Annotated in this window: 24 protein-coding genes; 10 read left to right on the top strand and 14 right to left on the bottom strand. The window is 69.9% G+C overall.

The annotated features are described in order from the left end of the window. The first annotated feature begins 98 nt into the window (after positions 1–98). Both FO059_RS14530 and FO059_RS14525 read left to right on the top strand, forming a co-directional pair. Positions 99–293: a helix-turn-helix transcriptional regulator gene (locus FO059_RS14530; RefSeq protein WP_233267114.1), complete on the top strand. Its 195-nt coding sequence runs from the start codon at positions 99–101 to the stop codon at positions 291–293. After that, positions 290–823 carry a DUF2029 domain-containing protein gene (locus tag FO059_RS14525; RefSeq protein WP_143909711.1) on the top strand — a complete coding sequence of 178 codons (534 nt, stop codon included), beginning with the start codon at positions 290–292 and terminating at the stop codon, positions 821–823. The genes FO059_RS14530 and FO059_RS14525 overlap by 4 nt, the downstream gene beginning before the upstream one ends. A gap of 21 nt (positions 824–844) precedes the next feature. Here FO059_RS14525 and FO059_RS14520 read toward each other — a convergent pair whose 3' ends face one another. Further along, positions 845–2980, bottom strand: a complete 2136-nt coding sequence (locus FO059_RS14520) for a prolyl oligopeptidase family serine peptidase (protein WP_143909710.1) — start codon at positions 2978–2980, stop codon at positions 845–847. 2498 nt (positions 2981–5478) lie between these two features. Beyond that, positions 5479–6216, bottom strand: a complete 738-nt coding sequence (locus tag FO059_RS14515) for an SDR family NAD(P)-dependent oxidoreductase (RefSeq protein ID WP_143909709.1) — start codon at positions 6214–6216, stop codon at positions 5479–5481. Between the two features lie 97 nt (positions 6217–6313). Between FO059_RS14515 and FO059_RS14510 the strand changes: the two genes are divergently transcribed. The 3 genes from FO059_RS14510 to FO059_RS14500 are packed head-to-tail and all read left to right on the top strand — an operon-like array spanning position 6314 to position 9212. Continuing rightward, positions 6314–7642, top strand: coding sequence for a flavin-containing monooxygenase (locus FO059_RS14510; protein WP_143909708.1), 1329 nt, complete (start codon positions 6314–6316; stop codon positions 7640–7642). Beyond that, the gene (locus FO059_RS14505; protein WP_143909707.1) at positions 7639–8247 is read left to right on the top strand and encodes a TetR/AcrR family transcriptional regulator; all 609 of its coding nucleotides are present in this window, start codon (positions 7639–7641) and stop codon (positions 8245–8247) included. The genes FO059_RS14510 and FO059_RS14505 overlap by 4 nt, the downstream gene beginning before the upstream one ends. Then, a complete protein-coding gene (locus FO059_RS14500; RefSeq protein WP_143909706.1) occupies positions 8247–9212 on the top strand; it encodes an alpha/beta hydrolase in 966 nt (321 codons plus the stop codon). The genes FO059_RS14505 and FO059_RS14500 overlap by 1 nt, the downstream gene beginning before the upstream one ends. Positions 9213–9242: 30 nt before the next feature. On the opposite strand, the gene FO059_RS14495 is transcribed toward FO059_RS14500, so the two are convergent. From FO059_RS14495 to FO059_RS18440, 3 genes are all read right to left on the bottom strand, one after another. Next, positions 9243–10088, bottom strand: coding sequence for an ABC transporter permease (locus FO059_RS14495; RefSeq protein WP_143909705.1), 846 nt, complete (start codon positions 10086–10088; stop codon positions 9243–9245). Then, on the bottom strand, positions 10085–11095 hold the full coding sequence (locus FO059_RS14490; RefSeq protein ID WP_143909704.1) for an ATP-binding cassette domain-containing protein: 1011 nt from the start codon (positions 11093–11095) through the stop codon (positions 10085–10087). The genes FO059_RS14495 and FO059_RS14490 overlap by 4 nt, the downstream gene beginning before the upstream one ends. Before the next feature lie 205 nt (positions 11096–11300). Next, complete coding sequence (locus FO059_RS18440; protein WP_158726847.1) at positions 11301–11465, bottom strand: hypothetical protein; 165 nt, start codon at positions 11463–11465, stop codon at positions 11301–11303. Positions 11466–11950: 485 nt separating this feature from the next. Here FO059_RS18440 and FO059_RS14485 point away from each other — a divergent pair, with 485 nt between their 5' ends. Next, positions 11951–13009, top strand: coding sequence for an alpha/beta hydrolase (locus tag FO059_RS14485; protein WP_143909703.1), 1059 nt, complete (start codon positions 11951–11953; stop codon positions 13007–13009). Positions 13010–13110: 101 nt separating this feature from the next. On the opposite strand, the gene FO059_RS18435 is transcribed toward FO059_RS14485, so the two are convergent. From FO059_RS18435 to FO059_RS14480, 4 genes are all read right to left on the bottom strand, one after another. Beyond that, positions 13111–13275 carry a hypothetical protein gene (locus tag FO059_RS18435; RefSeq protein ID WP_158726848.1) on the bottom strand — a complete coding sequence of 55 codons (165 nt, stop codon included), beginning with the start codon at positions 13273–13275 and terminating at the stop codon, positions 13111–13113. A 57-nt stretch (positions 13276–13332) separates the two neighbouring features. Next, complete coding sequence (locus tag FO059_RS18430) at positions 13333–13494, bottom strand: hypothetical protein (RefSeq protein ID WP_158726849.1); 162 nt, start codon at positions 13492–13494, stop codon at positions 13333–13335. A gap of 650 nt (positions 13495–14144) precedes the next feature. Beyond that, positions 14145–14303 carry a hypothetical protein gene (locus FO059_RS18425; protein WP_158726850.1) on the bottom strand — a complete coding sequence of 53 codons (159 nt, stop codon included), beginning with the start codon at positions 14301–14303 and terminating at the stop codon, positions 14145–14147. Between the two features lie 84 nt (positions 14304–14387). Next, positions 14388–14570, bottom strand: a complete 183-nt coding sequence (locus tag FO059_RS14480; RefSeq protein ID WP_143909702.1) for a hypothetical protein — start codon at positions 14568–14570, stop codon at positions 14388–14390. 218 nt (positions 14571–14788) lie between these two features. Here FO059_RS14480 and lpdA point away from each other — a divergent pair, with 218 nt between their 5' ends. Beyond that, entirely contained in the window at positions 14789–16192 is a 1404-nt protein-coding gene (gene lpdA, locus FO059_RS14475) for a dihydrolipoyl dehydrogenase (protein ID WP_143909701.1), read from the top strand. A 120-nt stretch (positions 16193–16312) separates the two neighbouring features. On the opposite strand, the gene FO059_RS14470 is transcribed toward lpdA, so the two are convergent. From FO059_RS14470 to FO059_RS14455, 4 genes are all read right to left on the bottom strand, one after another. Beyond that, positions 16313–17002, bottom strand: coding sequence for an alpha/beta hydrolase (locus FO059_RS14470; protein ID WP_143909700.1), 690 nt, complete (start codon positions 17000–17002; stop codon positions 16313–16315). A gap of 183 nt (positions 17003–17185) precedes the next feature. After that, positions 17186–17683 (bottom strand): hypothetical protein, encoded by a 498-nt coding sequence (locus FO059_RS14465; protein WP_143909699.1) that lies wholly within the window; start codon positions 17681–17683, stop codon positions 17186–17188. Positions 17684–17802: 119 nt separating this feature from the next. Next, the gene (locus tag FO059_RS14460; protein ID WP_143909698.1) at positions 17803–18486 is read right to left on the bottom strand and encodes a hypothetical protein; all 684 of its coding nucleotides are present in this window, start codon (positions 18484–18486) and stop codon (positions 17803–17805) included. A 292-nt stretch (positions 18487–18778) separates the two neighbouring features. Beyond that, positions 18779–19129, bottom strand: a complete 351-nt coding sequence (locus FO059_RS14455) for a PAS domain S-box protein (RefSeq protein ID WP_158726851.1) — start codon at positions 19127–19129, stop codon at positions 18779–18781. Positions 19130–19464: 335 nt separating this feature from the next. On the opposite strand from FO059_RS14455, the gene FO059_RS14450 reads away from it, so the two are divergent. Genes FO059_RS14450 through FO059_RS14440 form a run of 3 tightly spaced genes read left to right on the top strand, consistent with a single transcriptional unit; the run spans position 19465 to position 24304 of the window. Next, positions 19465–20199 (top strand): hypothetical protein, encoded by a 735-nt coding sequence (locus FO059_RS14450; protein WP_233267115.1) that lies wholly within the window; start codon positions 19465–19467, stop codon positions 20197–20199. Then, positions 20196–22445: an Rv1355c family protein gene (locus FO059_RS14445; protein ID WP_143909696.1), complete on the top strand. Its 2250-nt coding sequence runs from the start codon at positions 20196–20198 to the stop codon at positions 22443–22445. The genes FO059_RS14450 and FO059_RS14445 overlap by 4 nt, the downstream gene beginning before the upstream one ends. Beyond that, a complete protein-coding gene (locus tag FO059_RS14440; RefSeq protein WP_143909695.1) occupies positions 22442–24304 on the top strand; it encodes a putative bifunctional diguanylate cyclase/phosphodiesterase in 1863 nt (620 codons plus the stop codon). The genes FO059_RS14445 and FO059_RS14440 overlap by 4 nt, the downstream gene beginning before the upstream one ends. Positions 24305–24318: 14 nt before the next feature. Here FO059_RS14440 and FO059_RS14435 read toward each other — a convergent pair whose 3' ends face one another. Next, the gene (locus FO059_RS14435) at positions 24319–25050 is read right to left on the bottom strand and encodes a TetR/AcrR family transcriptional regulator (RefSeq protein WP_143909694.1); all 732 of its coding nucleotides are present in this window, start codon (positions 25048–25050) and stop codon (positions 24319–24321) included. Positions 25051–25089 lie beyond the last annotated feature (39 nt).

Below are 25089 nucleotides of genomic sequence, written 5' to 3'. Positions count from 1 at the left end.
GGGTCGGCGGCGGAGCGGAGTCAAAGACAAGCATCCTTGACAATCGATGACAAGTATCCTTGACTTGTCGTGTGTCGGAGGCCGAGCGGAGCAATCGCGTGCGCGAGCACCGGAGGCGGCTGGCACTGACCCAGGCGCAGCTGGGCGCGCAGGTCGGCGTGAGCAGGCAGTCGATCGTTTCGATCGAGGGCGGCAACTACTCGCCGAGCGTCTACCTGGCCTTGCGCATCGCCGCCGCCCTCGGGGCGACGGTGGAGGAGCTGTTTCCGCTGCACGAGGAGGCCCGGAGATGACATCGCTACTGAGCCGGCTGGACGCGGGGCTGCGGCAGGTCGGCGACCTCGACGACGAGTTCTACGACGACGAATACCAGCGCGACGTGTGGAACGAGGCGTCGGCGGTCGGATTCCAGGCCTATCAGCTGTGCCTGCTCGCGGCTGCGGCAGTGTTGCCGTGGGCGGCTGGCCGGGTGGGCGCCTGGATCGCCCTGGGGCTGCTCATCTGCTGGGTGGTCGTGGGCGGCGCGGTGCAGGGGTACGCCAAGCGTCGCGGCGTGGACGTGCGGTTGCTGACCAGCTGGACGACGCCGCGGGTGATCGTGGTGACGACGGTCTATGCCGTGGGCGTCATCGGCGTGTTCTACCGGCTGATGTGGAACAGCGACGTCGGTACCGACTACAGCACGCTGCTCGGCGCGGTGGTCGGGGCGGCGTGCGGCGGCGGGGCCGTGCTGTGGGTGGCCCGCCGGGTGAAGCGCGACAGGCTCGCCCGCGAGCGCGAGGAGGAGCGCCGCGAGGCCGCGTCCTGGGACGACCTCGACTGACGGCCCGGCGGCGCCCCGCGGCTATCCGGCGCTCTCCCCGTCGGTGGCGGCATCCCCGCGCAGCGTGGCCCATAGGAACTCGTAGGCCAGCGCGGCCTTGAACGCGTGCTGGGAGTTGTCCGCCGCGCCGCCGTGGCCGCCCTCGATGTTCTCGTAATACCAGACCGGGTGCCCCTGTTCGGTCAGCGTCGCCGCCATCTTGCGGGCGTGACCTGGGTGCACGCGGTCGTCGCGGGTGGAGGTGGTCAGCAGCACCGGCGGGTAGTCGGCCGCCGGGTCGGTGTTCTGGTACGGCGAGTACTCGGAGATGAACTTCCACTCGGCCGGGTCGTCGGGGTCGCCGTACTCGGCCATCCACGACGCGCCCGCCAGCAGCCGGTGATAGCGCCGCATGTCCAGCAGCGGCACCTGGCACACCAGCGCGCCGAACAGCTCCGGGTACGCGGTGAGCATGACGCCCATCAGCAGCCCTCCGTTGCTGCCGCCCTGGGCGCCCAGTAGTTCGGGCGTGGTGATGCCACGCTCCACCAGGTCACGGGCGACGGCCGCGAAGTCCTCGTACACCAGGTGCCGGCCCGCCTTCACCGCCTGGGTGTGCCACTGGGGCCCGTACTCGCCGCCGCCACGGATGTTCGCGACCACATACACCCCGCCGCGCTCGAGCCACCCGGCGCCGGTGAGCCCCGAGTAGCCGGGCGTCAGCGAGTTCTCGAAGCCGCCGTAGCCGTATAGCAGGGTCGGCGCGGGGGCGGGTGCCGCACCGGGTTCCGCGCGCGGGGCGACGACGAAGTAGGGGATGCGGGTGCCGTCGTCGGAGACGGCGAAGTGCTGGTGGACGTCGAGCCCGTCGGCGTCGAAGAACGCGGGTGCCGATTTGAGCGGCGCCACGCCGGTGTCGACCTGCCCATGGAAGAGCGTCGCCGGCTGCAGGAAGCCGGTGGACACCACGAAGACCTCGTCGGTGAAGTCCGCGTCGGTGCCGATGACGCTGACCGTGGATTCGGTAGGGACGCCGCCGATGGCGCGGGCCGCGGCCGGGTCCGGCTGCTCGAGATCCAGCACCGCGAGCCGGGTGCGCACGTCCTCGAGTACCGTGAGCAACAGGTGGTTTCGGGTGACGGTGAAGTTCTCCAGGCTGCGATGCGCCTCCGGCTCGAACAGCACCGTCATCGTCCGGTCGCCCCGGCGGTAGGCGTCCAGCTCGCCGCGCAGCAGGGTGCCCGGGGCGTACTCGGTGCCGCCGGCGGTCCAGGCGGAGCGCAGGAAGACGAACAGCCACCGGCGGTGCAGCGACACCTCGGAGTCGCCGGGCACGTCCAGCTGCTCCGGCGCGGCGCCGGGGGAGAGCAGGTAGCGCTCGGTGGTGTAGAAATCGAGCGCCCGCTCGGCCAGGTGGCGCTCGTAGCCGGGAGTGTCGTCGTAGAACACGGAGACGGCGACGTCCTGCTTCGTGCCTTCGAAGACCACCTCGGCGTCCTCGACGGCCGTGCCGCGGCGCCACAGCCGGGCGGTGCGCGGGTAGCCGGAGTCGGTGAGCGATTCCTCGCCGGAGTCGGTGCCGACGTAGACCGTGTCGGCGTCGATCCAGGAGAGCTCGGACTTGGCCTCCGCCAGCGTGAACCCGCCCCGTTCGGGGGCGATGAACTCGCGTGCGGCCATGTCGAACTCGCGCACTACCACCGCGTCGGCGCCGCCTCGTGAGAGGGAGACGAGGGCGCGGGGGTGATCCGGACGGGCGTCAGGGTCCGCCGGATCCCATACCCGCAGTACGGAAGTGCCGGCCCACACCCAGTTCTCGCCCTCAGTGTCGGCGAGTGCGTCGAGGTCGATGATGGCGTCCCACTCGGGATCGTCGGAGCGGTAGGACTCGAGGGTGGTGCGGCGCCAGATGCCGCGGACGTGCTGCGCATCCCGCCAGAAGTTGTAGAGGTACTCGCCGCGGCGACGCGGGTACGCGATGCGGGAGTCGGTATCGAGGATCTCGCGCAGGCGGTCACGGGTTTTGACGAACCCTTGCGATTCCGTGAAGCGGGCCGTGGTCTCCGCGTTGCGTTCGCGGACCCACGCCAGTTGCTTCTCGCCGTCGACGTCCTCCAGCCAGAGATGGGGGTCGGCGGGCTCGGGCGCGTGCGTGGGGGTGCTCGCGGGAGTGTCCATGGGGCCATTGTCTCAGCCGCGTGAACCGGGCCGGCACGGTCCCTCGCGCGCCGGCGTGTGCGGGCGCGCGAAAAAGCTACGCCCATGGAGCCCTCGTGGGCCGACACGGCACGGCGGTGAGGGGCGCCATAGAAGGGTTGTGAGGGTGACCACTCAATGCCTGTGAGGAGTGACACTCTTCCGGATTGAAAACAGATCGACGCCCCGTGACCAAATCGTTACTTTTCGCAGATCGGGCGCTGGCCTGGGGGTTTCCGGTCGCTTGTCCGAGTCGAACGGGTGAATCTGAAAACGGGCCAGCTCACCCGATTGGAATTGCACCTCCGGCGGGAGCGGTCTAATGTCGGTGTCGTTCACGCAGCAGCGGCCTTGCGCCGGGTCGGCCGAATGGCTTACTCCGCAAGGTCATCCATGGAAACGCGTGACATCGACGAAGGAGAATCATCATGGGTTCCGTCAACGACATCTTCGAGCAGTTCGGCACCGTCATCCAGGAGCTCGTCGGCGCCGTGACCGCCGGCAGCCTCGAGATCATCGGCTGATCTGAGCTGTAGCCCGGAAGGGGCCCGCCCGTGAGGGTGGGCCCCTTCCGCCGTCTGTTGCAGGTGGGGGTGGTGCCGTGTTTCAGATTTCTCGCACTTGTGATCATGTGTCCATGCTGTGTTGTGAGTCTCATTCGGTATCAAGTGGATTCGGGGTGTAACGGTGCCGTCGGGGGGCGCGATGAACCGTGTGAGTGGGCGGTCGGGCTCAGCCGGCTTCCGGCGGGCGGCCCCACTTGGTCCGTGCAAGACGACTTTAGAGGAGCTTCACCATGGGTTCGATCAACGACATCTTCGAGCAGTTCGGCATGGTCATCCAGGAGTTCGTGGGTGCCTTCACCACCGGCAGCCTTGATCTGATCAAGTGAGCTGAGCTTTAGCCCGGAAGGGGCCCGCCCGCAAGGGTGGGCCCCTTCCGTCGTTCGTGTTGTCGCCGGCGGCGGGGTCCAGGCGTATTTCGCAACTCATGGGCTTGTGGCCATGCGTCCAATTTGTGTTCTGAGTCTCATTACGGAGCAAGGGGTTTGGGGCCGTAACGACCGCCGTCGTGGGTGCGATGATCCAAGTGTGAGGGCCGAGGTGCCTGACCGGTTTCCGGCGGGCGGTCCTGCAGGGTTCTACAACACGACTTAAAGGAGTTCCATCATGGGTTCGATCGACGCGATCTTCGAGCAGTTCGGCGACGTCTTCCAGCAGTTCGTCGGCGCGATCTCCGAGGGCCTGCTCGAGCTGATCAAGTGATCTGAGCTGTAGCCCGGAAGGGGCCCGCCCGTGAGGGTGGGCCCCTTCCGTTGTCCGTGGCCAGTGTGGTGGCCTGGGTGTGTTTCAGATTTCTCGCACTTGTGATCATGTGTCCATGTTGTGGCGTGAGTCTCATTCGGTATCAAGTGGATTCGGGGTGTAACGGTGCCGTCGGGGGGCGCGATGAACCGTGTGAGTGGGCGGTCGGGCTCAGCCGGCTTCCGGCGGGCGGCCCCACTTGGTCCGTGCAAGACGACTTTAGAGGAGCTTCACCATGGGTTCGATCAACGACATCTTCGAGCAGTTCGGCATGGTCATCCAGGAGTTCGTGGGTGCCTTCACCACCGGCAGCCTTGATCTGATCAAGTGAGCTGAGCTTTAGCCCGGAAGGGGCCCGCCCGCAAGGGTGGGCCCCTTCCGTCGTTCGTGTTGTCGCCGGCGGCGGGGTCCAGGCGTATTTCGCAACTCATGGGCTTGTGGCCATGCGTCCAATTTGTGTTCTGAGTCTCATTACGGAGCAAGGGGTTTGGGGCCGTAACGACCGCCGTCGTGGGTGCGATGATCCAAGTGTGAGGGCCGAGGTGCCTGACCGGTTTCCGGCGGGCGGTCCTGCAGGGTTCTACAACACGACTTAAAGGAGTTCCATCATGGGTTCGATCGACGCGATCTTCGAGCAGTTCGGCGACGTCTTCCAGCAGTTCGTCGGCGCGATCTCCGAGGGCCTGCTCGAGCTGATCAAGTGATCTGAGCTGTAGCCCGGAAGGGGCCCGCCCGTGAGGGTGGGCCCCTTCCGTTGTCCGTGGCCAGTGTGGTGGCCTGGGTGTGTTTCAGATCTCTCGGACTTGTGATCGGCCGTCCATGTTGTGGCGTGAGTCTCATTCGGTATCAAGTGGATTCGGGGTGTAACGGTGCCGCCGGGGGGCGCGATGAACCGTGTGAGTGGGCGGTCGGGCTCAGCCGGCTTCCGGCGGGCGGCCCCACTTGGTCCGTGCAAGACGACTTTAGAGGAGCTTCACCATGGGTTCGATCAACGACATCTTCGAGCAGTTCGGCATGGTCATCCAGGAGTTCGTGGGTGCCTTCACCACCGGCAGCCTTGATCTGATCAAGTGAGCTGAGCTTTAGCCCGGAAGGGGCCCGCCCGCAAGGGTGGGCCCCTTCCGTCGTCTCAGGCGACCGTGGCGTGGTGTCGCCACGGACGTCCCCCCGCCCGAATCACCCGAACGCGGCCATCACGTGCTTGGGCAGGTCGGGGTAGCGCAGCAGGTGTGCGCCCCCGTTGATGTCGAGGTTCTCGCCGGTGACCCACGCCGCGTCGTCGGAGAGCAGGTACCGGATGGCCGCCCCGATCTCGGATGGTTCCCCGCTGCGGCCAAGGGGTGTGTTCTCCACGTAGTCGTCGCGCACGCCGGGGATCTGCATCGCCGGGGTGGTGAGCGGCGTGACCACCAGGCCGGGGGAGACGGCGTTGACGCGGATGCGCCGCGGCGCGAGTTCCAGCGCGGTGACCTCCGTGAGCATCACGATCCCCGCCTTCGCGGAGCAGTAGGCGGCCAGGCCGGCGCCGGGCTGGCGGGCGTTCAGCGAGGACAGCGAGACCAGCGAGCCCCCGTCCGCGACCCGCTTCCCCGCGTGCTTGAGCACCAGGAACGTTCCGTTGAGGCACACGTCCACGGTGCGCCGGAACTCGGCGGCATCGTGGTCGACCACCGGGGACATAGTGCTCACCCCGGCGCAGTTGACCGCACCGGTGAACGCGCCGTGCTCCGCGACCACCGCGTCGAACAGCGCCTCCACACTCGCCTCATCGGTGACGTCCACCGGCGAGACCCCGTCGCCCGCCTGCAGGTCGGCGCGCACGACGACGTGGCCCGCATCCTTCAGGACCTCGGCGGTGGCGGCACCGATTCCGGATGCCGCACCGATGACGACGGTGACCTTGGGGTTGCTCATCCCATGCTCCTGACAGCTGTCGAAAGTTGTTGACACGTGTCAGGCTAATGCCTAATGTGATGGTTGTCACCACCGCAACTGGGAAGGGCAATGCGACATGGGCGCACCCGTCACGGCGATCATCGGCGCCGGCATCAGCGGCCTCACCACCGCGAAAATGCTCGAGGACTACGGCGTGCCGTACACGTGCTTCGAGTCCTCGGACCGGATCGGCGGCAATTGGGCGTTCGGCAATCCCAACGGGCACAGCAGTGCATACCGCTCGCTGCATATCGACACGTCCAAGAACCGGCTGTCGTTCCGCGACTTCCCGATGCCGGAGGAGTTCCCGGACTTTCCGCATCACACGCAGATCAAGGAGTACCTGGAGCGCTACGCCGAGGCGTTCGACCTCAAGCGCAACATCGAGTTCGAGAACGGCGTCGTCGACGCCCGCAGGCGGGCGGACGGCGGCTGGTCGCTGGACCTCCAGGACGGTTCGACCCGCCAGTTCGAGTTCCTCGTGGTGGCCAACGGGCACCACTGGGACCCGCGCCGGCCGGACTTCCCCGGCGAGTTCACCGGCACGGAGCTGCACTCGCACGACTACATCGACCCCAAGACGCCGATGCTCTTCGAGGGCAAACGGATCCTCGTCGTCGGCCTGGGGAACAGCGCCGCGGACATCACCGTCGAGCTGTCGTCCAAGGCGCTGCAGAACGAGGTGGTCCTGTCCACGCGTTCCAGCGCGTGGGTGGTGCCGAAGTACCTCGCGGGGCGTCCCGCCGACGAGCTCTACAAGACCACGCCCTACCTGCCGCTCAAGTGGCAGCGCAAGCTCTCCCAGCTGGGGCAGCCGCTCATCGCGGGCCGCCCGGAGAGCTACGGGCTGCCGACGCCGAACCACCTGTTCGGCGAGGCCCACCCCACGCAGTCCGTGGAGCTGCCCCTGCGGCTCGGGTCGGGCGACCTCACCGCGAAGCCTGATGTCACGCTGCTCGACGGCGACACCGTGCACTTCGAGGACGGCACCGCGCAGGACTTCGACGTGATCATCTACGCCACCGGCTACAACATCACCTTCCCGTTCATCGCCCCCGACGTCATCAGCGCCCCGGACAACCACATCCGGCTCTACAAGCGCATCTTCAAGCCCGGGTTCGACGACCTCGCCTTCGTCGGGTTCGCGCAGTCCACGCCGACGCTCTTCCCGTTCGTCGAATGCCAGACCCGGATGGTGGCCGCCTACCTGGCCGGCCATTACGCGCTGCCGGATGCGGAGGAGATGGAGCGGGTGATCACCGCCGACGAGCAGATGTACACCGCGCACATGGTGCAGCGTCCGCGGCACACCCAGCAGCTGGACTACTTCATCTACGAACACGACATGCGCACCCGCGAGATCCCCCGGGGCAGGCGGCGCGCGCTGGCCGGTACCGCGTCATGACCCGACTGGACCGGCGCGGGCCCAACCGCGGCGACGCCAGCCGCGACGCGCTGCTCACGGTGCTCGACGAGATGCTCCGCGACGGCACGTCGCTGGCGGACATCAAGATCGGCCAGGTGGCCGAGCGTGCCGGCGTCTCCCGGTCCGCGTTCTACTTCTACTTCGAGAACAAGGCGATGGCCGTGTTCGCGCTGGTGCGGGGGATGTACGAGGAGGTCGCCGTCGCCACCGACCACCTGCTGGACGTGTCCGAGCCCGCCCCCGGCCGGATCCGCACGGTGATCAGCCGGCTCTTCGACTCGGTCGACCAGCTGCCGCACACCTACCGGGCGCTCCTCGAGGCGCGGGCCACCAGCGCCACGGTGCGCGACGACTGGGACCGCGGCCGGGTCGGCTTCGCCGAGGAGGTGGCGGCGATGATCGTCGCCGAACGCGCCAGTGGCGCGGCTCCAGGCGGGGCCGACGCCGCCGCGCTCGCGGGGGTCCTGCTCGAGCTCAACGACCGGGCGATCGAGAGGTACGCGCTCGGCGGCGGACCCGCCCGGGAACTGCACATCGACGCGCTCACCTCGGTGTGGGTGCGCTCCATCTACGGAGGAAACTGATGGACACACTCGACCTGGAACACGAAGCCGCGACGAGCGCGCCCGCTGCGGCGCCGGCCGCGCCCGCGACGGTGCGGTTCACCTCGGCGGGCGTCCGGTGCTCGGCCTGGTTCTTCGAGGCGACCAGCGATGCGCTGGCCACCGGGGCGGGGCGTCCGGCCGTCGTGATGGGACATGGGCTCGCCGGCACGAAGGACTCCGGGCTGGAGCCGTTCGCCCGGGCGTTCGCCGCGGCCGGGCTCGACGTCCTGGCGTTCGACTACCGGGGGTTCGGCGAGAGCGACGGCACGCCCCGCCAGCGGGTACGGCTGGTCGACCAGGTGGCGGACTTCCACGCCGCCGTCGATGCCGCGGCGCGGCTGCCCGGGGTGGACCCGGGCCGGATCGCGCTGTGGGGCGTCTCGCTGGCCGGCGGTCACGTGCTGCGGGTGGCCGCCGAGCGCGAGGACATCGCCGCAGTGGTGGGTGTGGTACCCATGGTGGACGGGCTCGCCGCCGCCCGCCTCGCGATGACCGGTCACACCCCCGCTCAGCTGCTGCGCGCGACGGGACGGGGGATCCGCGGGCGGCTCGCCGGCCGATTCGGCGCCGAGGTCACGATGCCCGTCGTCGCCCCGCCGGGCAGGCCCGGTGCGCTCACCATGCCCGGGGCGTATGAGGACTATCTGGCCATCGCCGGGCCGACGTGGCGCAACGAAGTGCACGCGGACGTCGGCCTGGAACTGGGGTCACGCAAGGCCGTCGCCGCCGCCGCGGACGTGAAGGCGCCGGTGCTGGTCCAGATCGCCGACTTCGACCGCAGCGCCCCGGCGCACGCGGCCGGCAATGCGGCCTTCTCCGCGCGGGCCGAGGTCCGCCACTACCCGTGCGACCACTTCGACCTCTTCGAGGGCAAGCAGTGGCACGGCGCCGCGGTGGCGCACGCGACAGCCTTCTTGACGCGGAAGCTGGCCGTCACGGCCTGACCGCGGCCAGTGCGGGCCGGCCCGCGTCGCTCAGTCCGCGGTGCGCTTGGCGTAGGCCCGCAGCGCGAACGGCGCGAACGTCATCGTGAGCACCACCGTCCAGATCAGGGTCGTGATCACCGGGTACTGCAGCGGCAGCGCGTCGTCGGGCCCCGCCGCCGGGCCGTTGCCCCACAGCACCCGCAGCGACTGCACCAGCGACGAGACGGGGTTCCACTCGGCGATGGTGCGCAGCCAGGTGGGCATCGGCTCCGTGGGCACGAACGCGTTGGACAGGAACGTGATGGGGAACAGCGTGGCGAACATGAACCCGTTCACGGCCTCGACCGAGCGCAGCCACGAGCCGATGAGGATGCCCAGCCAGATCATGCCGAAGCCGAACAGCAGCACCAGCGCGAACGCCAGCAGCGCCTCGGCGGCCGAGTTGCGGATGCGCCAGCCGATGGCCAGGCCGGTCAGGGCCATGACGACGATGCCGATCGACGAGTGCAGCAGGCTCGCGATGCTGCGCCCGATGAGCACCGACGAGCGGCGGATCGGCAGCGAACGGAACCGGTCGATGATGCCCTTGTCCAGGTCCGCCGTGATGCCGGTGGCGACGATGAACGCGGTGAACACGATCGTCTGCCCCATGATGCCGGGCAGCAGGAACTCCTTGTAGGACGGGCCGCCGGTGTTGGTGATCGACGCGCCGAACACGAACGCGAACAGCACCACGAACATGACCGGCTGGATCGTGACGTCGGAGAGCATCTCCGGCATGCGTTTGGTGTGGATCAGGTTGCGGCGGACCATGATCCACGACTGCTGCCACAGCCCGGTCGGCGCGGTGGCGACCGGCCCGGCGGTGGTGCGGTCCGGGGCTGCGGTGGTCATGAGGTCTCCCGTGGGGTGTCGTCTTCGGCGGAATGGCCGGTGAGGGAAAGGAATACGTCGTCCAGGCTCGGCCGCGCCAGGCCGATGTCGTCGACGGCGATGCTGTGCGCACCCAGCCGCTCGGCCACGCGCGTGAGGTCGTCGAGCCCGTCTGCCGGCTTCGTCAGCCTGCGCGCGGTGTGGTCGACGAACACCTCGCCGCCGGCCTCGCGGAGCAGCGCCTCGGCGGCCGGGACGTCGTCGGCGTCGGTGAGGGTGAGCACCAGGCTGGCGGCGCCGGCCTGGTCCTTGAGCTGCGCCGGGGTGCCCTCGGCGATGACCCGCCCCTTGTCGATGACGACGATGTTGTCCGCCAGCTGGTCCGCCTCCTCCAGGTACTGGGTGGTGAGCAGCAGCGTGGTGCCCTGGTCGACGAGGCCGCGCAGCATGTCCCACAGTTCCTGACGGCTGCGCGGGTCCAGGCCGGTGGTGGGCTCGTCGAGGAACAGCACCGGGGGAGCGGCCAGCAGCGACACCGCCAGGTCCAGGCGGCGTCGCATGCCGCCCGAGTACGACTTGACCTGCTTGTCGCCGGCCTCCTCCAGGGAGAACTGGGCGAGCAGTTCCCGGGAGCGGCGCGTCAGGTCGCGGCGGCCGATCCCGTACAGCCCGCCGATCATGCGCAGATTCTCACGGCCTGTGAGGATCTCGTCGACGGTGGCGGCCTGGCCGGTCAGGCCCATGTTGCGGCGCACCAGTTCCGGCTCGGTGCGCACGTCGTAGCCGGCGACGCGGGCGGTGCCGCTCGTCGGCGGCGACAGCGTGGTCATCATGCGGACGGTGGTGGTCTTGCCGGCGCCGTTGGGCCCCAGCAAGCCCAGTACCGTGCCCTGCGGCACGGTGAAGCCGACGTGGTCGACGGCGGTGAAGTCGCCGAACCTCTTGACCAGGTCCACCGCCTCGATGGCGAAGGGACCCGGCGGCCGGGGGCTGCCGGTGCGGAGCGTGCTTGTCAGCGTGGGGGTCATGGTGGCCTCGGTGTAGACGGTCGCGTGGATCGCGCATAGTGCGCAAAGTGGTGGACCGTCCGGGGCGCCGAGAATCATCGCTCGGGCGCCGGGCCGCCGCGGCGGAGGAATGGAGATCGGCACCCCGGCGAGAGCCGGGGTGCCGATTCATGTCGCAAGCTCGTGGTCCGCCGCGCGCAGACTGCGCTGCGCGGCGGCGCCGCGATCAGGACCCGAAGGTGCTGCCCAAGTTGACGGTCTCGATGTTCAGCGAGCCCCCGTTGATCCCGCCGCCGTTGATCGACCCGACGTTGGCCCCCGCGAGCCAATCGGCGAGGCTGCCGAAGCTGGCGTGGCCGATGGCGGACTGCAGGAAGTCACTGGATCCCATGAAGGTTCCCTCTCGTGAAGCCGACGCGACTCCGGGGTTGCGGGTGCGCCGGATTGAAATTGCTGTGCGGACACACACAACCAACAAACTCGGAGAAACTCAATTCGCCGGTAATCCGGTACCCCCGCAGGCCTGCGTAGTGCGGTTCGTCCCGCTCGTCGTCGGCGGGCTGTTCGCGGAGTCCTCTCCGGGCGAGCAGGGGCATGAACCGGGCCGCGGCCTGTGCGACCCGCGGTGCACATGACGCCCGGACTTCGGGCGCATGCCGACGACGGGCGGAACTCGTGTGGTTGAAGCGGAGGTTGAGGCTGGAGTGGTCACTGTTCGGCAACACTTGTGCTCCCGGTAACACGACTGCGATAGCCTGCGATGGTGCTCATGGGGAGAGGGTGAAATTCCTTCGTAACCGGCGACGCGCGCGGTCGATGCCGCGTGGACGGGGCTCCCGAGCCGCCTATTGCAATTCCGATCAACGAGGTCTTTCCATGAGTCGCAGCAAGTCGAGCCGTCTGAGGGGGTTCGTGGTCGGTTCGGCCGCGGCCGCGCTGATCGCGGGGGTCATGCCCGTCGCACTGGGGGGTGCTGTCGCCAACGCGGCCGACGGCGCCGCCCACGTGGACATGGACCGCAGCAGCAAGGTCGGCCCGCAGGAGTACCAGCTGGAGGTCTACTCGCCCTCGATGCAGCGCAACATCGAGCTCAAGGTGCTCTCGCCGGCGAACACGGACGCCCCCACCCCGGTGCTGTACCTGCTCAACGGCGCCGGTGGCGGCGAGGACTCGGCCAACTGGACCGACCAGAGCGACGTCGACTCGTTCTTCAAGGACAAGCAGACCTACGTCGTCATCCCGCAGGAAGGCGCGTTCAGCTACTACACCGACTGGCAGCGTCCTGATCCGGCGCTGGCCAAGAACCTGGGCAACAACGGCATCAACATGTGGGAGACGTTCCTGACCAAGGAGCTTCCCCCGGTGATGGACTCCTTCCTGCCCAACGCCAGCGGCAAGAACGGCCTGGCCGGCATTTCGATGGCGGGCAGCTCGGTGCTGGACCTGGCCATCCAGGCGCCGGAGCTGTACTCGGCCGTCGGCGCCTACAGCGGCTGCGCCATGACGTCCGACCCGGTGGGCAGCAGCTTCGTCAACCTCGTGACCGCGGCGGGCGGGGCCAACTCGGCCAACATGTGGGGCCCCATCGGCGGCCCCGACTGGGTCAAGCACGACCCGTACGTCAACGCCGCCAAGCTGCCGCGCATCCCGATCTTCGTCTCCTCGGGCAGCGGCCTGCCGGGCGTGCACGACCAGCTGAACGACCCGCGCATCGCGGGCAACATGGGCAAGCTGGCCGGGCAGATGATCACCGGCGGCGCCATCGAGGCCGCCACCAGCGCGTGCACCCACATGCTGCAGCTGCGCACCGACTCGCTGGGCATGAACAACATCCACTACGACTTCCCCGTCGGCGGCACCCACTCGTGGGGCTACTGGCAGGACGACCTGCACCAGTCCTGGCCGATGCTGGCCGCGGGCATGGGGGTCCAGTAAGGGCGTCCACCACGGACGACGGCGCGGCCCCGGCATTCTGGAGATGCCGGGGCCGCGCCTTTTCGTGTCCCGCAGCCCGGTAGTGGCCGGGGCGGGAAGTCTTACTGGAAGGCCTTGGGGAGTGCGTTGATCGCCAGGGCCAGGTCCATCGAGCCCGAGACGCCCTTGCCGACGTTCAGCGCGGCGCCGAGAGCCTTGCTGATGTCCTCGAGCGGGTCGACCATGATGCTGCCGGTGAGTTCGACGGAGGTGTCGAAGCTGCCCATTGTGTCTCCTAGATCAGTGGGTGGGTCGTGCGGAGTGTGAAGCGACTGCCGGGCAGGTCAGGAGCCGAGGCTGCCGGCCAGCGTCGCGGAGCCCAGGACGGCCTTCGGCAGTGCGGCGGCGAGGTCGACGGAGCCCTTGATGCCGCCGCCGGCGGAGACGGCGCCGTCGACGACGTCCTGGACGGCCTTGATCTGGTCGACGATGAAATCGGGAAACATGGTTCCTCCTGGTCGTGGTGTGCAGCCGCCCCTGGGGGCTGCACCGGTGGCACCACTGCCGACCGCATCATGGCGGCGCGGCCGTGTGCGCCGGCGGCGAAGCGTCGGTGCCGGCGCGGTGGCAATGTCAGGGTAAGTGCAGCATGCTGAACGCCCGGTTACCGGGCGGTTAAACCTGGGATGCCACTATGAACATGCAGGTCAGGTGCTGTGGAGATGCGCAATTTGTGGTCAACGGCACAGCCGTGTGCCAGGCGCAGTGGGCTTCAGAGCGTGCGCGGCCGACAGGCGGGGCCGTCTACTGTGCCTGCGTGTCCGGGGTGGTGACGCCGAGGTCTGCGCTCAGGGTCGACGCGGTGTCGATGACGCTGACGAGCTGCTTGATGGTCTCGAATGCAGTAGACAGGGTGGTGCTCACGGATCCTCCTCGTTGTCTGAACTTCGAACACCGCGAAGGTTAGCCAATCCTAACTCACTTTGGCGAGTGTGGGTGGTGGAGATCACTCAGTTGGCTGAGCGGATGCCGGACTTTCAGGCCCGGGAACATGCGAAGACCCCGCACCGGGGGTGGTGCGGGGTCTTGTGCGGCTCGAAGTCCGCTGACTGCCAGCCCGGAGTGGGGTTTCCCCGGGGGGCTGGGTTGAGGGGATTTACGCGCCTGGCACCGTGACCGTCGGGTCGCTGGACGCGACTCCATTGTTGAGGAGCATGAACAGGCCGAGCGATGCGGCGGCGCCGCCGAGGATGCCGGCAGCTGCCGAGACGATGCCGGAGACGGCCTTGAGCTGGCCGGCGAGCATGGGATCCATGGGAACTCCTAGTAGACGTGAGGCTGAGCGTGGTTCGTGATATCGCCGCGAGGTAGTGCGGCGATACGCGCTTGCGCGCGGGGATTAATGCGGCGCGAAGGCCTTCATTGCACCGTCGATTGCGAGCGCCAGTCCGATGGCGCCTGCGACGCCGCCTGCGATCCCTGCAAGTGCGCCGAGGGTCGCGATGGAGCCGCCGTTCTTGCCGCCGATGCTGCCGAGCAGTGCCTCGTCGGTGATCGAGCCGTAGAAAGGTCCGTCAGGCATGTCTATCTCCTTGATGAGTGCGTGTGTGCGGTCAGCCCCGACTGACCACGTACGTGATTGGCGTCACTAGTACAGAGCGGCGCGAGCGCAATCACAACACAAGTCCCACTCATTGGTATTGAGTTGTGAGTGACATCTCACGTTGTCAGGTACGGCTACCTTTCGGTAACCGCGACACCACGAGGACACGCGTACTGCCAGCGTCTAGGGTGTTTCACGTGGCTGCACATTTTGACGTCGTCGTCCTCGGAGCAGGCCCCGGAGGCTATGTCGCCGCGATCCGCGCGGCACAGCTCGGGCTGAGCACCGCCATCATCGAAGAGAAGTACTGGGGTGGTGTGTGCCTGAACGTCGGCTGCATCCCCTCCAAGGCGCTCCTCCGCAACGCGGAGCTGGCGCACCTGTTCAACAAGGAGGCCAAGACCTTCGGCATCAGCGGCGAGGTGAGCTTCGACTTCGGGGCCGCCTTCGACCGCAGCCGGACGGTGGCGGACGGGCGCACCAAGGGCGTCCACTTCCTGATGAAGAAGAACAAGATCACCGAGTTCGAGGGGCGCGGCACGTTCACCGACGCCAAGACCATCCAGGTGGCGCTCACGGACGGCGGCAGCGAGACCGTCACGGCGGACAACGTCATCCTCGCCACCGGCTCCGCCACCAAGCTGCTGCCCGGCACCCGGCTCAGCGACAACGTCGTCACCTACGAGAAGCAGATCATGACGCGTGAGCTGCCGGAGTCGCTGGTGATCGTCGGTGCCGGCGCCATCGGCATGGAGTTCGGCTACGTCTACGCCAACTACGGCGTCAACGTCACCATCGTCGAGTTCCTCGACCGCGCCCTGCCCAACGAGGACCCGGCCGTCTCCAAGGAGATCACCAAGGCCTACAAGAAGCTCGGCGTCAAGCTCATGACCGGCGCCGCCGTGCAGAGCATCAGCGACCGCGGGCACCAGGTCACCGTCGAGGTCAAGGACAACAAGACCGGCAACACCGAGACGCTGGTGACCGACAAGGTCCTCCAGTCCGTCGGCTTCGGGCCCAACGTGGAGGGCTTCGGCCTGGAGAACACGGGCGTGGCGCTCACAGACCGCGGCGCCATCGAGATCGACGAGTACATGCGCACCAACGTGCCGGGCGTCTACGCCATCGGCGACGTCACCGCCAAGCTCATGCTCGCCCACGTGGCCGAGGCGATGGGCGTGGTGGCGGCCGAGGTCATCGGCGGTCACGAGACGCTGCCGCTGGGCGACTACCGCATGATGCCGCGCGCCACGTTCTGCCAGCCGCAGGTGGCCAGCTTCGGGCTCACCGAGCAGCAGGCCAAGGACGAGGGCTACGACGTCAAGGTCGTCAACTTCCCGTTCATGGCCAACGGCAAGGCGCACGGCCTGGGCGACGCGACCGGCTTCATCAAGCTCGTCGCCGACGCCACGCACGGCGAGCTGCTGGGCGGGCACCTCATCGGGCCCGACGTCTCCGAGCTGCTGCCCGAGCTGACACTGGCGCAGAAGTGGGACCTCACCGCGGAAGAGATCGCGCGCAACGTGCACACGCACCCCACCCTCTCCGAGGTCATCAAGGAGGCCGCGCACGGCATCTCCGGGCAGATGATCAACCTCTGAGGAGCTGGAACAAGCACTGCGCCCGCGCGGCGTGTCACCCGGCAGCGATGCCGCGAGACACGCCGCGCGGTGCGTTCCGGCGGGCGGGACCCGACGCCACTCTGCAAGAATCAGCGCCGATCACGCTTCCGGAACCGGCAGGTACGCCATCAGCCGGCCGGCGACCTCCTCCGGGTGGCTCTTGGCGGCCAGGTGTCCGCCCGGGACCAGGTCGGCCTCGACGTTGAGGCGTTCGCGGGCGACACGCACCTGGAACCCGGCGGGGAACAGGCGGTCGTCGGCGCCCACCATGACGTGGATCGGAACCGGGGGCCAGGCGTCGAACGTGCACGGCTGCCCGAACGGCGTGGCGGCCGGCTCGCGGTCCCCGGCGATCAGGTCCGCGCGCAGCCGCTCCGGCACGTCGTGCAGAAAGGTCTCGACCAGGTCGAAATCGTCGGACCGGCCGGCGGCGGCGTTCGCGGCCGTGCGCGCCTCTCCCGATCCGGTGGCCTCCGACCACTGCGCGGGGGTCTCGCCCGGCAACGGGATCATCGCGTTGAGCAGCACGATCCGGCCCACAGAACCGTTCCCGCCGGCCATGGGAGCGGTGAAGCCGCCCAGCGACTGAGCCACCAGCACCACGTCCCGCTGCGCGCCGATCGCCTCGTCGACGATGGCCGCGTACTCCGGCAGCCCCAACGCGGGATCGTCCCCTGGGATCTCGACGGGGATCGCGGTGTGACCGTGCGCGGCGAGCTCCGCCGCGACCTCGCGCCAGAACACCTCGGCCGCCCCGCCGGCGCCGGGAACCAATATGAACCTGGCCATGTCCGCCTCCACTCCGTCGTGTCACCGGGTCGTGCCTCCCGTTGGACAGACCCGGCCGGGAAGCGGGACTCATCGCGGCGGCGCGCACCGGCGAGCAAGCGATTACTGCTCATCCATGCGGCCGAACGTGCAGAAGCTGCTTGGTCGGCGGGTGGCGGGCGCTTCGCCGCGCCGTCCTCCCCGCTACGGACCGTCCTGTTCGGCCTCGCCCTCCGCGTCGGCCTCGCCGAACGCGGCGCTCTCGATCGCCTCTGCCACCGCCAGTTCCACCGACTCGACCAGCATGTACACCAGGCCGGCGACGAACGGCGCCACCAGCCACGCGACGTTCCCGTGCAGCAGCACGCCCGTGCCATAGCCGGCTCCCAGCGCGGCGGCGACGGAGATCAGGTTGGTCGCGGTGCCGAGCAGGATGACTTTCTCGTTCTGGGTCCTCGAGGAACGGCGGAACCCGCGCGACGCGATCGCCTCGAGAATCGAGAACGGCAGCACGGCGCCGACCGCGAACAGCATGATCGTGCCCGCCGGCGGGCTGCCCTCGGAGCTCTGGAGCAGCCCGAACGTCGCGGTGATGAGGATCGAATAGCCGAATGCGGAGCTGTTGTTGACCGCCGAGGTGACCACGCTCCGGCGCAAGCGTGCCGGGACGGTGGACGACGCGATCGCGCGGAGATTGGCCATGCATCAGATGTACATCGCCGGCGTGCCTCTGGCGGTGGGATCGGCGCCAGGCGCCTCGGCACCCGGCGTGCGACGGCCCGGCACGGCCGCCGGTCGGCGCGCCCGGTCGATGTCTTCGATCAGCGCGCGTCGGACCGGTCCCAGTACACCGGCACGGTCACCGGCACGGGGAACGTCATCGGCGCCATCCCCTGGAACTGGAAGGTCGCGTCGACGCTGGTGCCGGGGCGGGGCTTGCCCGGGAGGGTGATCGGATCGATGTGGATCCGAGACAGGGATTCCAGCGCGGTGCCCGCCGGAGCGCTGCAGGTGTCGTTCACCGGCTGCACGGTGACGCCGGCCGCGGGCACCCCGGCGGTGTCGGCGTCCGCGATCTGGCGCGCGGTGGGGGTGGCAATCGAACTTCCCGAGCAGAGCAACGCGGAACCGCCGCCGATGGCCACCGGCTTGCCGTCGATCTCGATCCGCTCCAACCGGAAGTCGGTCGCGGGGTTCGCGTTGGCGGCATCGAACACCAGGTGGTAAGGGTTCAGCCGGTCCAGCGCGGCATCGGTGGCGAGCAGCAGCTGCACGTTGCTTAGAGTGATGGCGTCGTTGCCCATCCTCTTGGTGATTCCCTGCGCGGCCGAGTCCTGGCCGATGCCCACCTCGTCGCCGAACTCCGGCTGGGTCTGGGTGATCTGCCCGGCGCTGCACGCCGAAAGGCCCATCACAACCGGGACGGCGGCGGCCACTGCGGCCGGCCTGTAGCGGCCGTGCGCATGCTGTGTGCGTTGGCGGCGGGTGATCATCGCATTCCTCATCGGGCGGTCCTCCCAAAGGTCGTGAAGTCCTCGCCCGCCGACCCTGGCCGGTCGCGCGCGCCGGTCCGGGACGTCGCTCGTCGCAGTCGGGCGAGCTGCCGTAATTCCGATGCTACGGATTACGGGTAGCCGATATGGGCTGCCGCAAAACACGGCGGTGGGGCGTGGGCCGGCTTCTCCTGTGATCAGGGCCCGTCGCCGCGCGCGGGCTGTCACTCGGCGCGCCTTCTCGCGCGGCGTGTCGTCCTAACCGGCGCGCGCCGGCCCACCGGCGTGTGCCGTCAGTACCCCGTCAGACGGTGGGATCGCCATTCCACAGGCGCTCGGTGACGTTCTGCAGCGACACCAGCGCCACCGGGTCGCTGCTGCGCAGAAAGGTGGGCCCGCTGACGATGGCGCGCACCGTGGAGCCGTCCCAGTGGACCAGCTCGATGATGGTGTCGGCACGCTCGCGGAGGTATTCGGTCATCAGCGGGGGAGTGTCCGTAGCCGCCACGTCGCGGAAGATGGAACCGGATTTGCAGCTGGTCAGCCAGTTGCGCCCGTACCCCAGCATGTCCTCCGCCGCAGGATTGGCGTAGACGATGTCGCCGTGGTCGTGCACCGAGACGATGGGGATGTGCAGCCGGTCCAGCAGCGTCACGCTGGGCAGCGATTCGAGGAAGCCGAGCGGGGAGGTGGGCCGTGGGCCGCGCCGTTCCGAAGGTCGTTCAGAAGGCGGCTCGGAAGGTGGTTCCAGAGGCCGTTCGGAGGCCGGTACAGGGTCCTGCTCAGAAGCCGTCATCGTGCACGGACCCCCATCTCCCGACCACTGCAGACTGTGGACATCACAATATCGCAAACGCGGGAACTCTGCGCAGGTGGTGATATTCGGCGCGGAATGTTATTCAATGGATGGCGTGGCGTCCGGCCGTGGCCGGACGTCCGCGAATCTCCCGCAGTGCCGCGGTGCGCGACACGTCCTGAAGGGATGGGCGCATGGAGTTCCTCGCATCTGCCGACGCGATCTCCGCCGGACCGGGCTACGCGTGCGATGAACGACCGCCGCGGGTGTCCTATCGCGACGCAGACGGCGGCTGCACCGTCGTCGCGGCCACCCCGTCCGCAGAGCCCGGGCTGTGGCACGAGTACCTGCGCGGGGCCCGGGACGGGTACCGGCGTTTCGGCGTCGAGCAGGCGCTGGGGCTCGACGGCATGCGCGACGGCCGCAGCACCGCCGTCTTCTTCGTCGCCGTCGACGCGGACGGCGCGGTGGTCGGCGGAGTGCGCGCGGTGGGGCCGTTCCGGCGCGTCGAGGACTCGCACGCGCTGGAGGAATGGGCCGGCGAGCCCGGGCTGGACGAGGTGCGGGCGATGATCGCAGCGCGCCTTCCCGGCGGCGTCGCGGAGATGAAGGCGGCGTGGGCCGCGCGCGGATCCGGCCGCGTGGCGACCACCCTGGCCCGCGTGGCCGTGCACACGATGGCGCTGCTGGACGTGCGCTTCGTCATGGCCACCTCCGCCGCATACGTGCTGGACCGATGGAGTTCGTCGGGCGGGGTCGTCGCCGACGCGGTACCGGCCACGCCCTACCCGGACGCCCGCTACCGGACGCGGATCATGTGGTGGGACCGGGCTGACGTGCTGTGCAACGCCGAGCGCGGGCAGGCGCTCAAGATCACCGAAGAATCGGCCGTGGTCGCCGCGGCCCTCGCCCCGGCGGTGCAGCCGTGACGGGGCCCGGCGACGCACGCGCGCACGTGCTCGATCCCGCCGACCCCGCGGACCACGAGCGGATCGACGCGCTGCGTGCCGATCCGGCAGTCGAGGTGCTCGACACCCTGGCGCAGCAGCGCGCCGGGCTGGCGGCGCTCCTGCCCGCCCCGGACGCCGGGCTGATGACCGAGCCGCCGCGGTGGGTCCACTACCCGTGGCGCCGCTCGCTGGTGGCGCTGCTGGGCCCGCGCGGCTACCGGCGCCTGCGCCTGGACCGCAACCGCCACAAGATCACCGCCGGGGAACAGGAGCGGCTGAACGCTCTGACCATCGCGGTGATCGGGTCCAGCGCCGGGTACGCCGTGGCGCAGCAGCTGGCGCTGGAGGGGCTGTGCGGGCGGCTGGTGCTGGCGGACTTCGACCACCTGGAGGTCTCCAACCTCAACAGGGTGGCGGCCGGCGTGCTGGAACTGGGGCTCAACAAGGCGGTCGTGGCCGCGCGCCGCATCGCCGAGCTCGACCCCTACCTGCCGGTGCACGTGCACCCGCAGGGGGCGACGCCCGCCGGTATCGACGCATTGCTCGACGGCGTCGGCCTCCTGGTGGAGGAATGCGACGCGCTGGAGATGAAGGTGCAGCTGCGCGAGCACGCCCGTAGCCGCCGCATCCCGGTGCTGATGGCGACGAGCGACCGCGGCCTGCTGGACGTGGAGCGCTTCGACCTCGAACCGCGGCGTCCCGTGCTGCACGGGGTGCTCGGCGGGGTCGACGGCGCCCGGCTGGCCGGGCTGTCCAACGCCGACAAGGTGCCGCACGTGCTGCGCATCCTCGACGCGGCGCTGCTGTCCACGCGGGGGGCGGCATCGCTGCTGGAGGTGGGGCACACCATCGGCACCTGGCCGCAGCTGGCGGGGGACGTCGCTGCGGGCGGGGCCGCGGTGGCCGCGGCGGTGCGCCGAATCGGAATCGGCCGGCCGCTGCCGTCGGGCCGGGTGCGCATCGACATCGACGAAGCCCTGGACGGGATCGCCCTGCCGGGGCCGCGGCTCGACGGTCCGGAGCCGCCGGGCGTGCGGGAGGCGCCCTCCGGCGGCGGGGCCGAGGCGGACGCGGAGGTGCAGGCGGATCCGGCGGCGGCGGTGGCGTTCGCGGCGGCGCGGGCGCCCTCCGGCGGCAACGCCCAGCCGTGGACCATCGAGCTGCACGGCGACGGGCTGACGCTGCGCCTGGACCCGGCCGCCTCGGTGACCATGGACCTGCACCGGCGCGGCAGCGCGGTGGCCCTGGGCGCCGCGCTGCACAACGCGCGCGCGGCGGCGGCGGCGCACGGGATCCTGGGCCCGGCTGAATACACCGAGAGCGCGGCCACCGGGGGCACCTCCGCAGGGGGAGAGGACCTGGCGCTGCCGGCCGTGCGCCTGCGCTTCGGCGGCGAGGCCGACCCCGATTTGGCCGCGAGTTATCCGGGCGTGCTGCGGCGCGAGACCAACCGCAACACCGGCCGGCCGCGCGCGCTGGACCCGCGGGTGGAGGCGGACCTGCGCGCCGCCGCGCGCCGGGAGGGCGGCGGCCTGCGCCTGCTGACCGGGCGCGGCGCGATCGAAGACGCGGCGCGCGTGCTCGCCGCCGCCGACCGGGTGCGGTACCTCGACCCGCGATTGCACGCCGAGATGATCTCCGAGCTGTGCGAACCGGGCCCCGACGGCCCGCCGCCCACCGGAATCGACGTGCGGTCCCTGGGCCTCTCCGACGCCGACCTCGCCGTGCTGGGGGTGGTCCGCCGCGCCGACGTGATGGCCGCACTGGCGGACCGGGACGAACGCGAAGCGGCGACGGCCGGCGCGGCGCTGGGCGAGGACACCCGCACCCGGGTCCTTTCCGGCTCCGCGCTGGCCGTGGTCACCTGCCCCGGACGGTCCCTGCGCGACCACGTGCGCGGCGGAGCGGCCACCGAGGCGGTGTGGGTGTGCGCCCAGCGGCGCGGCCTGTCGGTGCACCCGATGTCGCCGGTGTTCCTCTACGCCCAGGCGTCCGGCGACCGAACTCCGGACGACCACGCGCTGCTGTCCCGCCGCCACGCCGACGAGCTGCGCCGCCTGCACCGGGAGTTCGCCGGGATCGCCGGCCTGGCCGGCGACCGCCCGCCGGCACTGGTGCTGCGGCTGTCCCACGACGCGGCCCCGGTGCGGGTGCGCAGCCGCCGCCGCGCGCCGTGCGCGGCGGCGGCTCCTGCGGGGGCCGGCCGGGCGGGAGCGGGCCGATGAGGCGCAGTCTCGACGCACTGGTCACCCACGTGGCGACCGCCCTGATGGGGGCCGACGCCGCGTCCGCCCGGGAGATCAGCGAGCAGGTGCTCGGCGACGTCGCCGGCTACTTCGCCGTCGACGCGAGCTTCCTGCGCCGCAACGACCACGCCATCCGCGCCACGAGACTGGTGGCCGAGTGGCCCGTGCGCAGCGCGGACGAGGCGCCCGACCCGCTCAAGCTCGTCCACTTCGCCGACGCCGACCCCGTCTTCGCCGCCATGGAGGACTTCAGCGAGCCGACGTTCATTCGCCCCGGGCCGGAAACCTCCGAGTACCAGCGCCACATCCGCGTCAGCCGCAGCGTCACGGCGACGTCGGTGGCGGCCGTGCCCCTGCGCTCCGGCGACGTGACGACGGGGGCCCTGGGCTTCGTCAAGTTCGGCGACCGGTCGTGGGGGGAGCTCGAGGTCAGCGCGCTGCAGGCCATCGCCTCGCTGTTCGCCCAGCTGCACGCCCGCATCGAGGCCGAGGAGCGGCTGCGGCACGTCGCCGATCACGACGAGCTGACCGGCCTGTACAACCGGCGCGCGCTGTTCCGTGAGATCGACAGGAGGCTGTCGTCGGACCGGGACGAGTGCATCCCGATCCTCTTCCTGGACCTCGACCGGTTCAAGTCGATCAATGACTACCTGGGGCATGCGGTGGGCGACGAGTTCCTCCGGGTCTTCGCCGAGCGGCTGCGCGAGCAGGCCACCGCCGGCGACCTGGTGGCACGGCTGGGCGGCGACGAGTTCGTGATCCTCCCCGGCAGGCCGATGACCACGTCCGGCGCCTATGCGGAGGCCACCCGCATCCGCCGGGCGGTGCGCGAGTACGTGTCGGTGGGCGGCGAGCAGGTGATCCGCACAGTGAGCATGGGCGTGGCGCTGGCCGCGCCGGGGACGGCCACCACGACGAGCCTGATGCGCAGGGCCGACACGGCGGCCCGCACCGCAAAACAGGCCGGCGGCGACTCCGTGACGGTCCTGAGCGCGGAGATGTCCGCGGAGGCGGACTTCCGCTCCGACGTTGAGATGCACCTGCCGGCCGCCATCGCGCACGACGAGCTGCTGCTGCACTACCAGCCCGAGGCGGACCTGCGCACCGGCCGGATCCTGGCGGTGGAGGCTCTGGTGCGCTGGCAGCATCCCGGCCGCGGGCTGCTGCCGCCCGGCGAGTTCGTGGGCATCGCCGAGTCGATGAATCTCGCGGGCGCGCTGGGGGACTGGGTGCTGCACCGCGCATGCCGCGACTTCAGCGGTTGGCGCGCGGCCGGCGCGCCGGCCGACGTGGTCCTGCGCGTCAACGTCTCGCCGGCCCAGCTGGTGTCCACCCGCATCGTCGGCACGGTGGAGGCGGTGCTCACTGAATACAGCCTGCCCGGGGCGGCGCTGTGCCTGGAGATCACCGAACACGTGGTGGTGCGCGACCTGGACTCCATCCGCTACACGCTCCGGTCGCTGCAGGCCCTGGGCGTGCACCTGGCCATCGACGACTTCGGCACCGGCGCCAGCGTGCTCTCGCACCTCAAGCACCTGCCCGTGGACGTGCTCAAGATCGACCAGGGGTTCGTGCGCAACCTGGGACGCAACGCCGCCGACCTGGCCATCGTGCGGGCCATCATCTCGCTGGCGGCGGGGTTCGGCCATGAGATCGTGGCGGAGGGGGTGGAGACCTCCATCGCCGCGACGATGCTGCTGGAGCTCGGATGCCATCGAGCGCAGGGATTCCTGCTCTATCCTCCGGTGCCGGAGGACGAGATGCGGGCGCTGCTCGTCGGCGGCGGGGACCGGCAGGGCGACGAGCCGGAACTGCCGATGGAGCGGTTCCGGGCCTGACCGCGCCGCGGACGTCAGGGGAGCTGCTGGCGGCGGTGCAGCCGGGCCGACCGGCCGACGGCGTCGATGTAGCGGGGGCGCAGGTGCTCCGGGACGAGCCCCGGAAGCAGCAGCAGCCACAGCCTTTCCAGGACGGTGACCGCGTCCCGGGCGTCGCGCACGGCCCGCGCGCTGACCCCGGCGCCGATCACGGCGGCGAGGACCACCTGCGCGAGCGCATCCTCCTGCGCCTGCGCGCGACCCTCGCGTCCACCGGTACCCGTCCCGCCCGTCTCCGCGTCCACCGCGTCCGGTTGTCCCTCGGACCCGCCCGCCAGGTGCCCCTCGCGTCGGGCGTCGCGTAGGAGCAGGGCGAATTCGGCGCGGTCCCGCGTGCGGGATGCGGCGACGACGTCCCAGGTGTCGTCCACCTCCCGCAGCAGGCGGTCTCCCGCAAGGCAGAACACGTCCGAATCGCGCAGGGCCGCCAACGCCATCGACTCGTCGATGAGAGTCTCCAGCGCGGGGGCGCCCGAGGACGCGGCGGCCCGCCGGACTTCCGCCGCGCGCTGGTCCCGGACGGCGATGATCTCCTGCGCCAGGGCGTCCTTGGAATCGAACTGGGAATACAGTTCCCCGGGCGCCACCTGCGCCAACGTGATGATCCTGTCCACGCTGGCGGCGAAATAGCCGTAGGTGCCGATGATCTCGGCAGCGGCGCCCAGAATCTCCTGCCGCGTGCCGCTGCCGTCGTCATTTCGCATCATCTGCACTGGATACCCCGGCTCCTCGTCGGACGGCGGTCG

Source organism: Tomitella fengzijianii (assembly GCF_007559025.1).
Classification (GTDB): Bacteria; Actinomycetota; Actinomycetes; order Mycobacteriales; family Mycobacteriaceae; genus Tomitella; species Tomitella fengzijianii.
Note: the sequence above shows the minus strand (reverse complement) of the source record. Positions and strands in the feature narration are given on the sequence as shown.

Bases quoted from the DNA above. Each gene is read 5' to 3' on its own strand.
- FO059_RS14495 (WP_143909705.1), bottom strand. From the start codon at position 10,088: ATGACCACCGCAGCCCCGGACCGCACCACCGCCGGGCCGGTCGCCACC.
- FO059_RS14510 (WP_143909708.1), top strand. From the start codon at position 6,314: ATGGGCGCACCCGTCACGGCGATCATCGGCGCCGGCATCAGCGGCCTC.
- FO059_RS14440 (WP_143909695.1), top strand. From the start codon at position 22,442: ATGAGGCGCAGTCTCGACGCACTGGTCACCCACGTGGCGACCGCCCTG.
- FO059_RS14525 (WP_143909711.1), top strand. From the start codon at position 290: ATGACATCGCTACTGAGCCGGCTGGACGCGGGGCTGCGGCAGGTCGGC.
- FO059_RS14435 (WP_143909694.1), bottom strand. From the start codon at position 25,050: ATGATGCGAAATGACGACGGCAGCGGCACGCGGCAGGAGATTCTGGGC.
- FO059_RS18430 (WP_158726849.1), bottom strand. From the start codon at position 13,494: ATGTTTCCCGATTTCATCGTCGACCAGATCAAGGCCGTCCAGGACGTC.
- FO059_RS14490 (WP_143909704.1), bottom strand. From the start codon at position 11,095: ATGACCCCCACGCTGACAAGCACGCTCCGCACCGGCAGCCCCCGGCCG.
- FO059_RS14505 (WP_143909707.1), top strand. From the start codon at position 7,639: ATGACCCGACTGGACCGGCGCGGGCCCAACCGCGGCGACGCCAGCCGC.
- FO059_RS18425 (WP_158726850.1), bottom strand. From the start codon at position 14,303: ATGGATCCCATGCTCGCCGGCCAGCTCAAGGCCGTCTCCGGCATCGTC.
- FO059_RS18440 (WP_158726847.1), bottom strand. From the start codon at position 11,465: ATGGGATCCAGTGACTTCCTGCAGTCCGCCATCGGCCACGCCAGCTTC.
- FO059_RS14470 (WP_143909700.1), bottom strand. From the start codon at position 17,002: ATGGCCAGGTTCATATTGGTTCCCGGCGCCGGCGGGGCGGCCGAGGTG.
- FO059_RS14460 (WP_143909698.1), bottom strand. From the start codon at position 18,486: ATGAGGAATGCGATGATCACCCGCCGCCAACGCACACAGCATGCGCAC.
- FO059_RS14450 (WP_233267115.1), top strand. From the start codon at position 19,465: ATGGAGTTCCTCGCATCTGCCGACGCGATCTCCGCCGGACCGGGCTAC.
- FO059_RS14465 (WP_143909699.1), bottom strand. From the start codon at position 17,683: ATGGCCAATCTCCGCGCGATCGCGTCGTCCACCGTCCCGGCACGCTTG.
- FO059_RS14515 (WP_143909709.1), bottom strand. From the start codon at position 6,216: ATGAGCAACCCCAAGGTCACCGTCGTCATCGGTGCGGCATCCGGAATC.
- FO059_RS14500 (WP_143909706.1), top strand. From the start codon at position 8,247: ATGGACACACTCGACCTGGAACACGAAGCCGCGACGAGCGCGCCCGCT.
- FO059_RS14520 (WP_143909710.1), bottom strand. From the start codon at position 2,980: ATGGACACTCCCGCGAGCACCCCCACGCACGCGCCCGAGCCCGCCGAC.
- FO059_RS18435 (WP_158726848.1), bottom strand. From the start codon at position 13,275: ATGGGCAGCTTCGACACCTCCGTCGAACTCACCGGCAGCATCATGGTC.
- FO059_RS14485 (WP_143909703.1), top strand. From the start codon at position 11,951: ATGAGTCGCAGCAAGTCGAGCCGTCTGAGGGGGTTCGTGGTCGGTTCG.
- FO059_RS14480 (WP_143909702.1), bottom strand. From the start codon at position 14,570: ATGCCTGACGGACCTTTCTACGGCTCGATCACCGACGAGGCACTGCTC.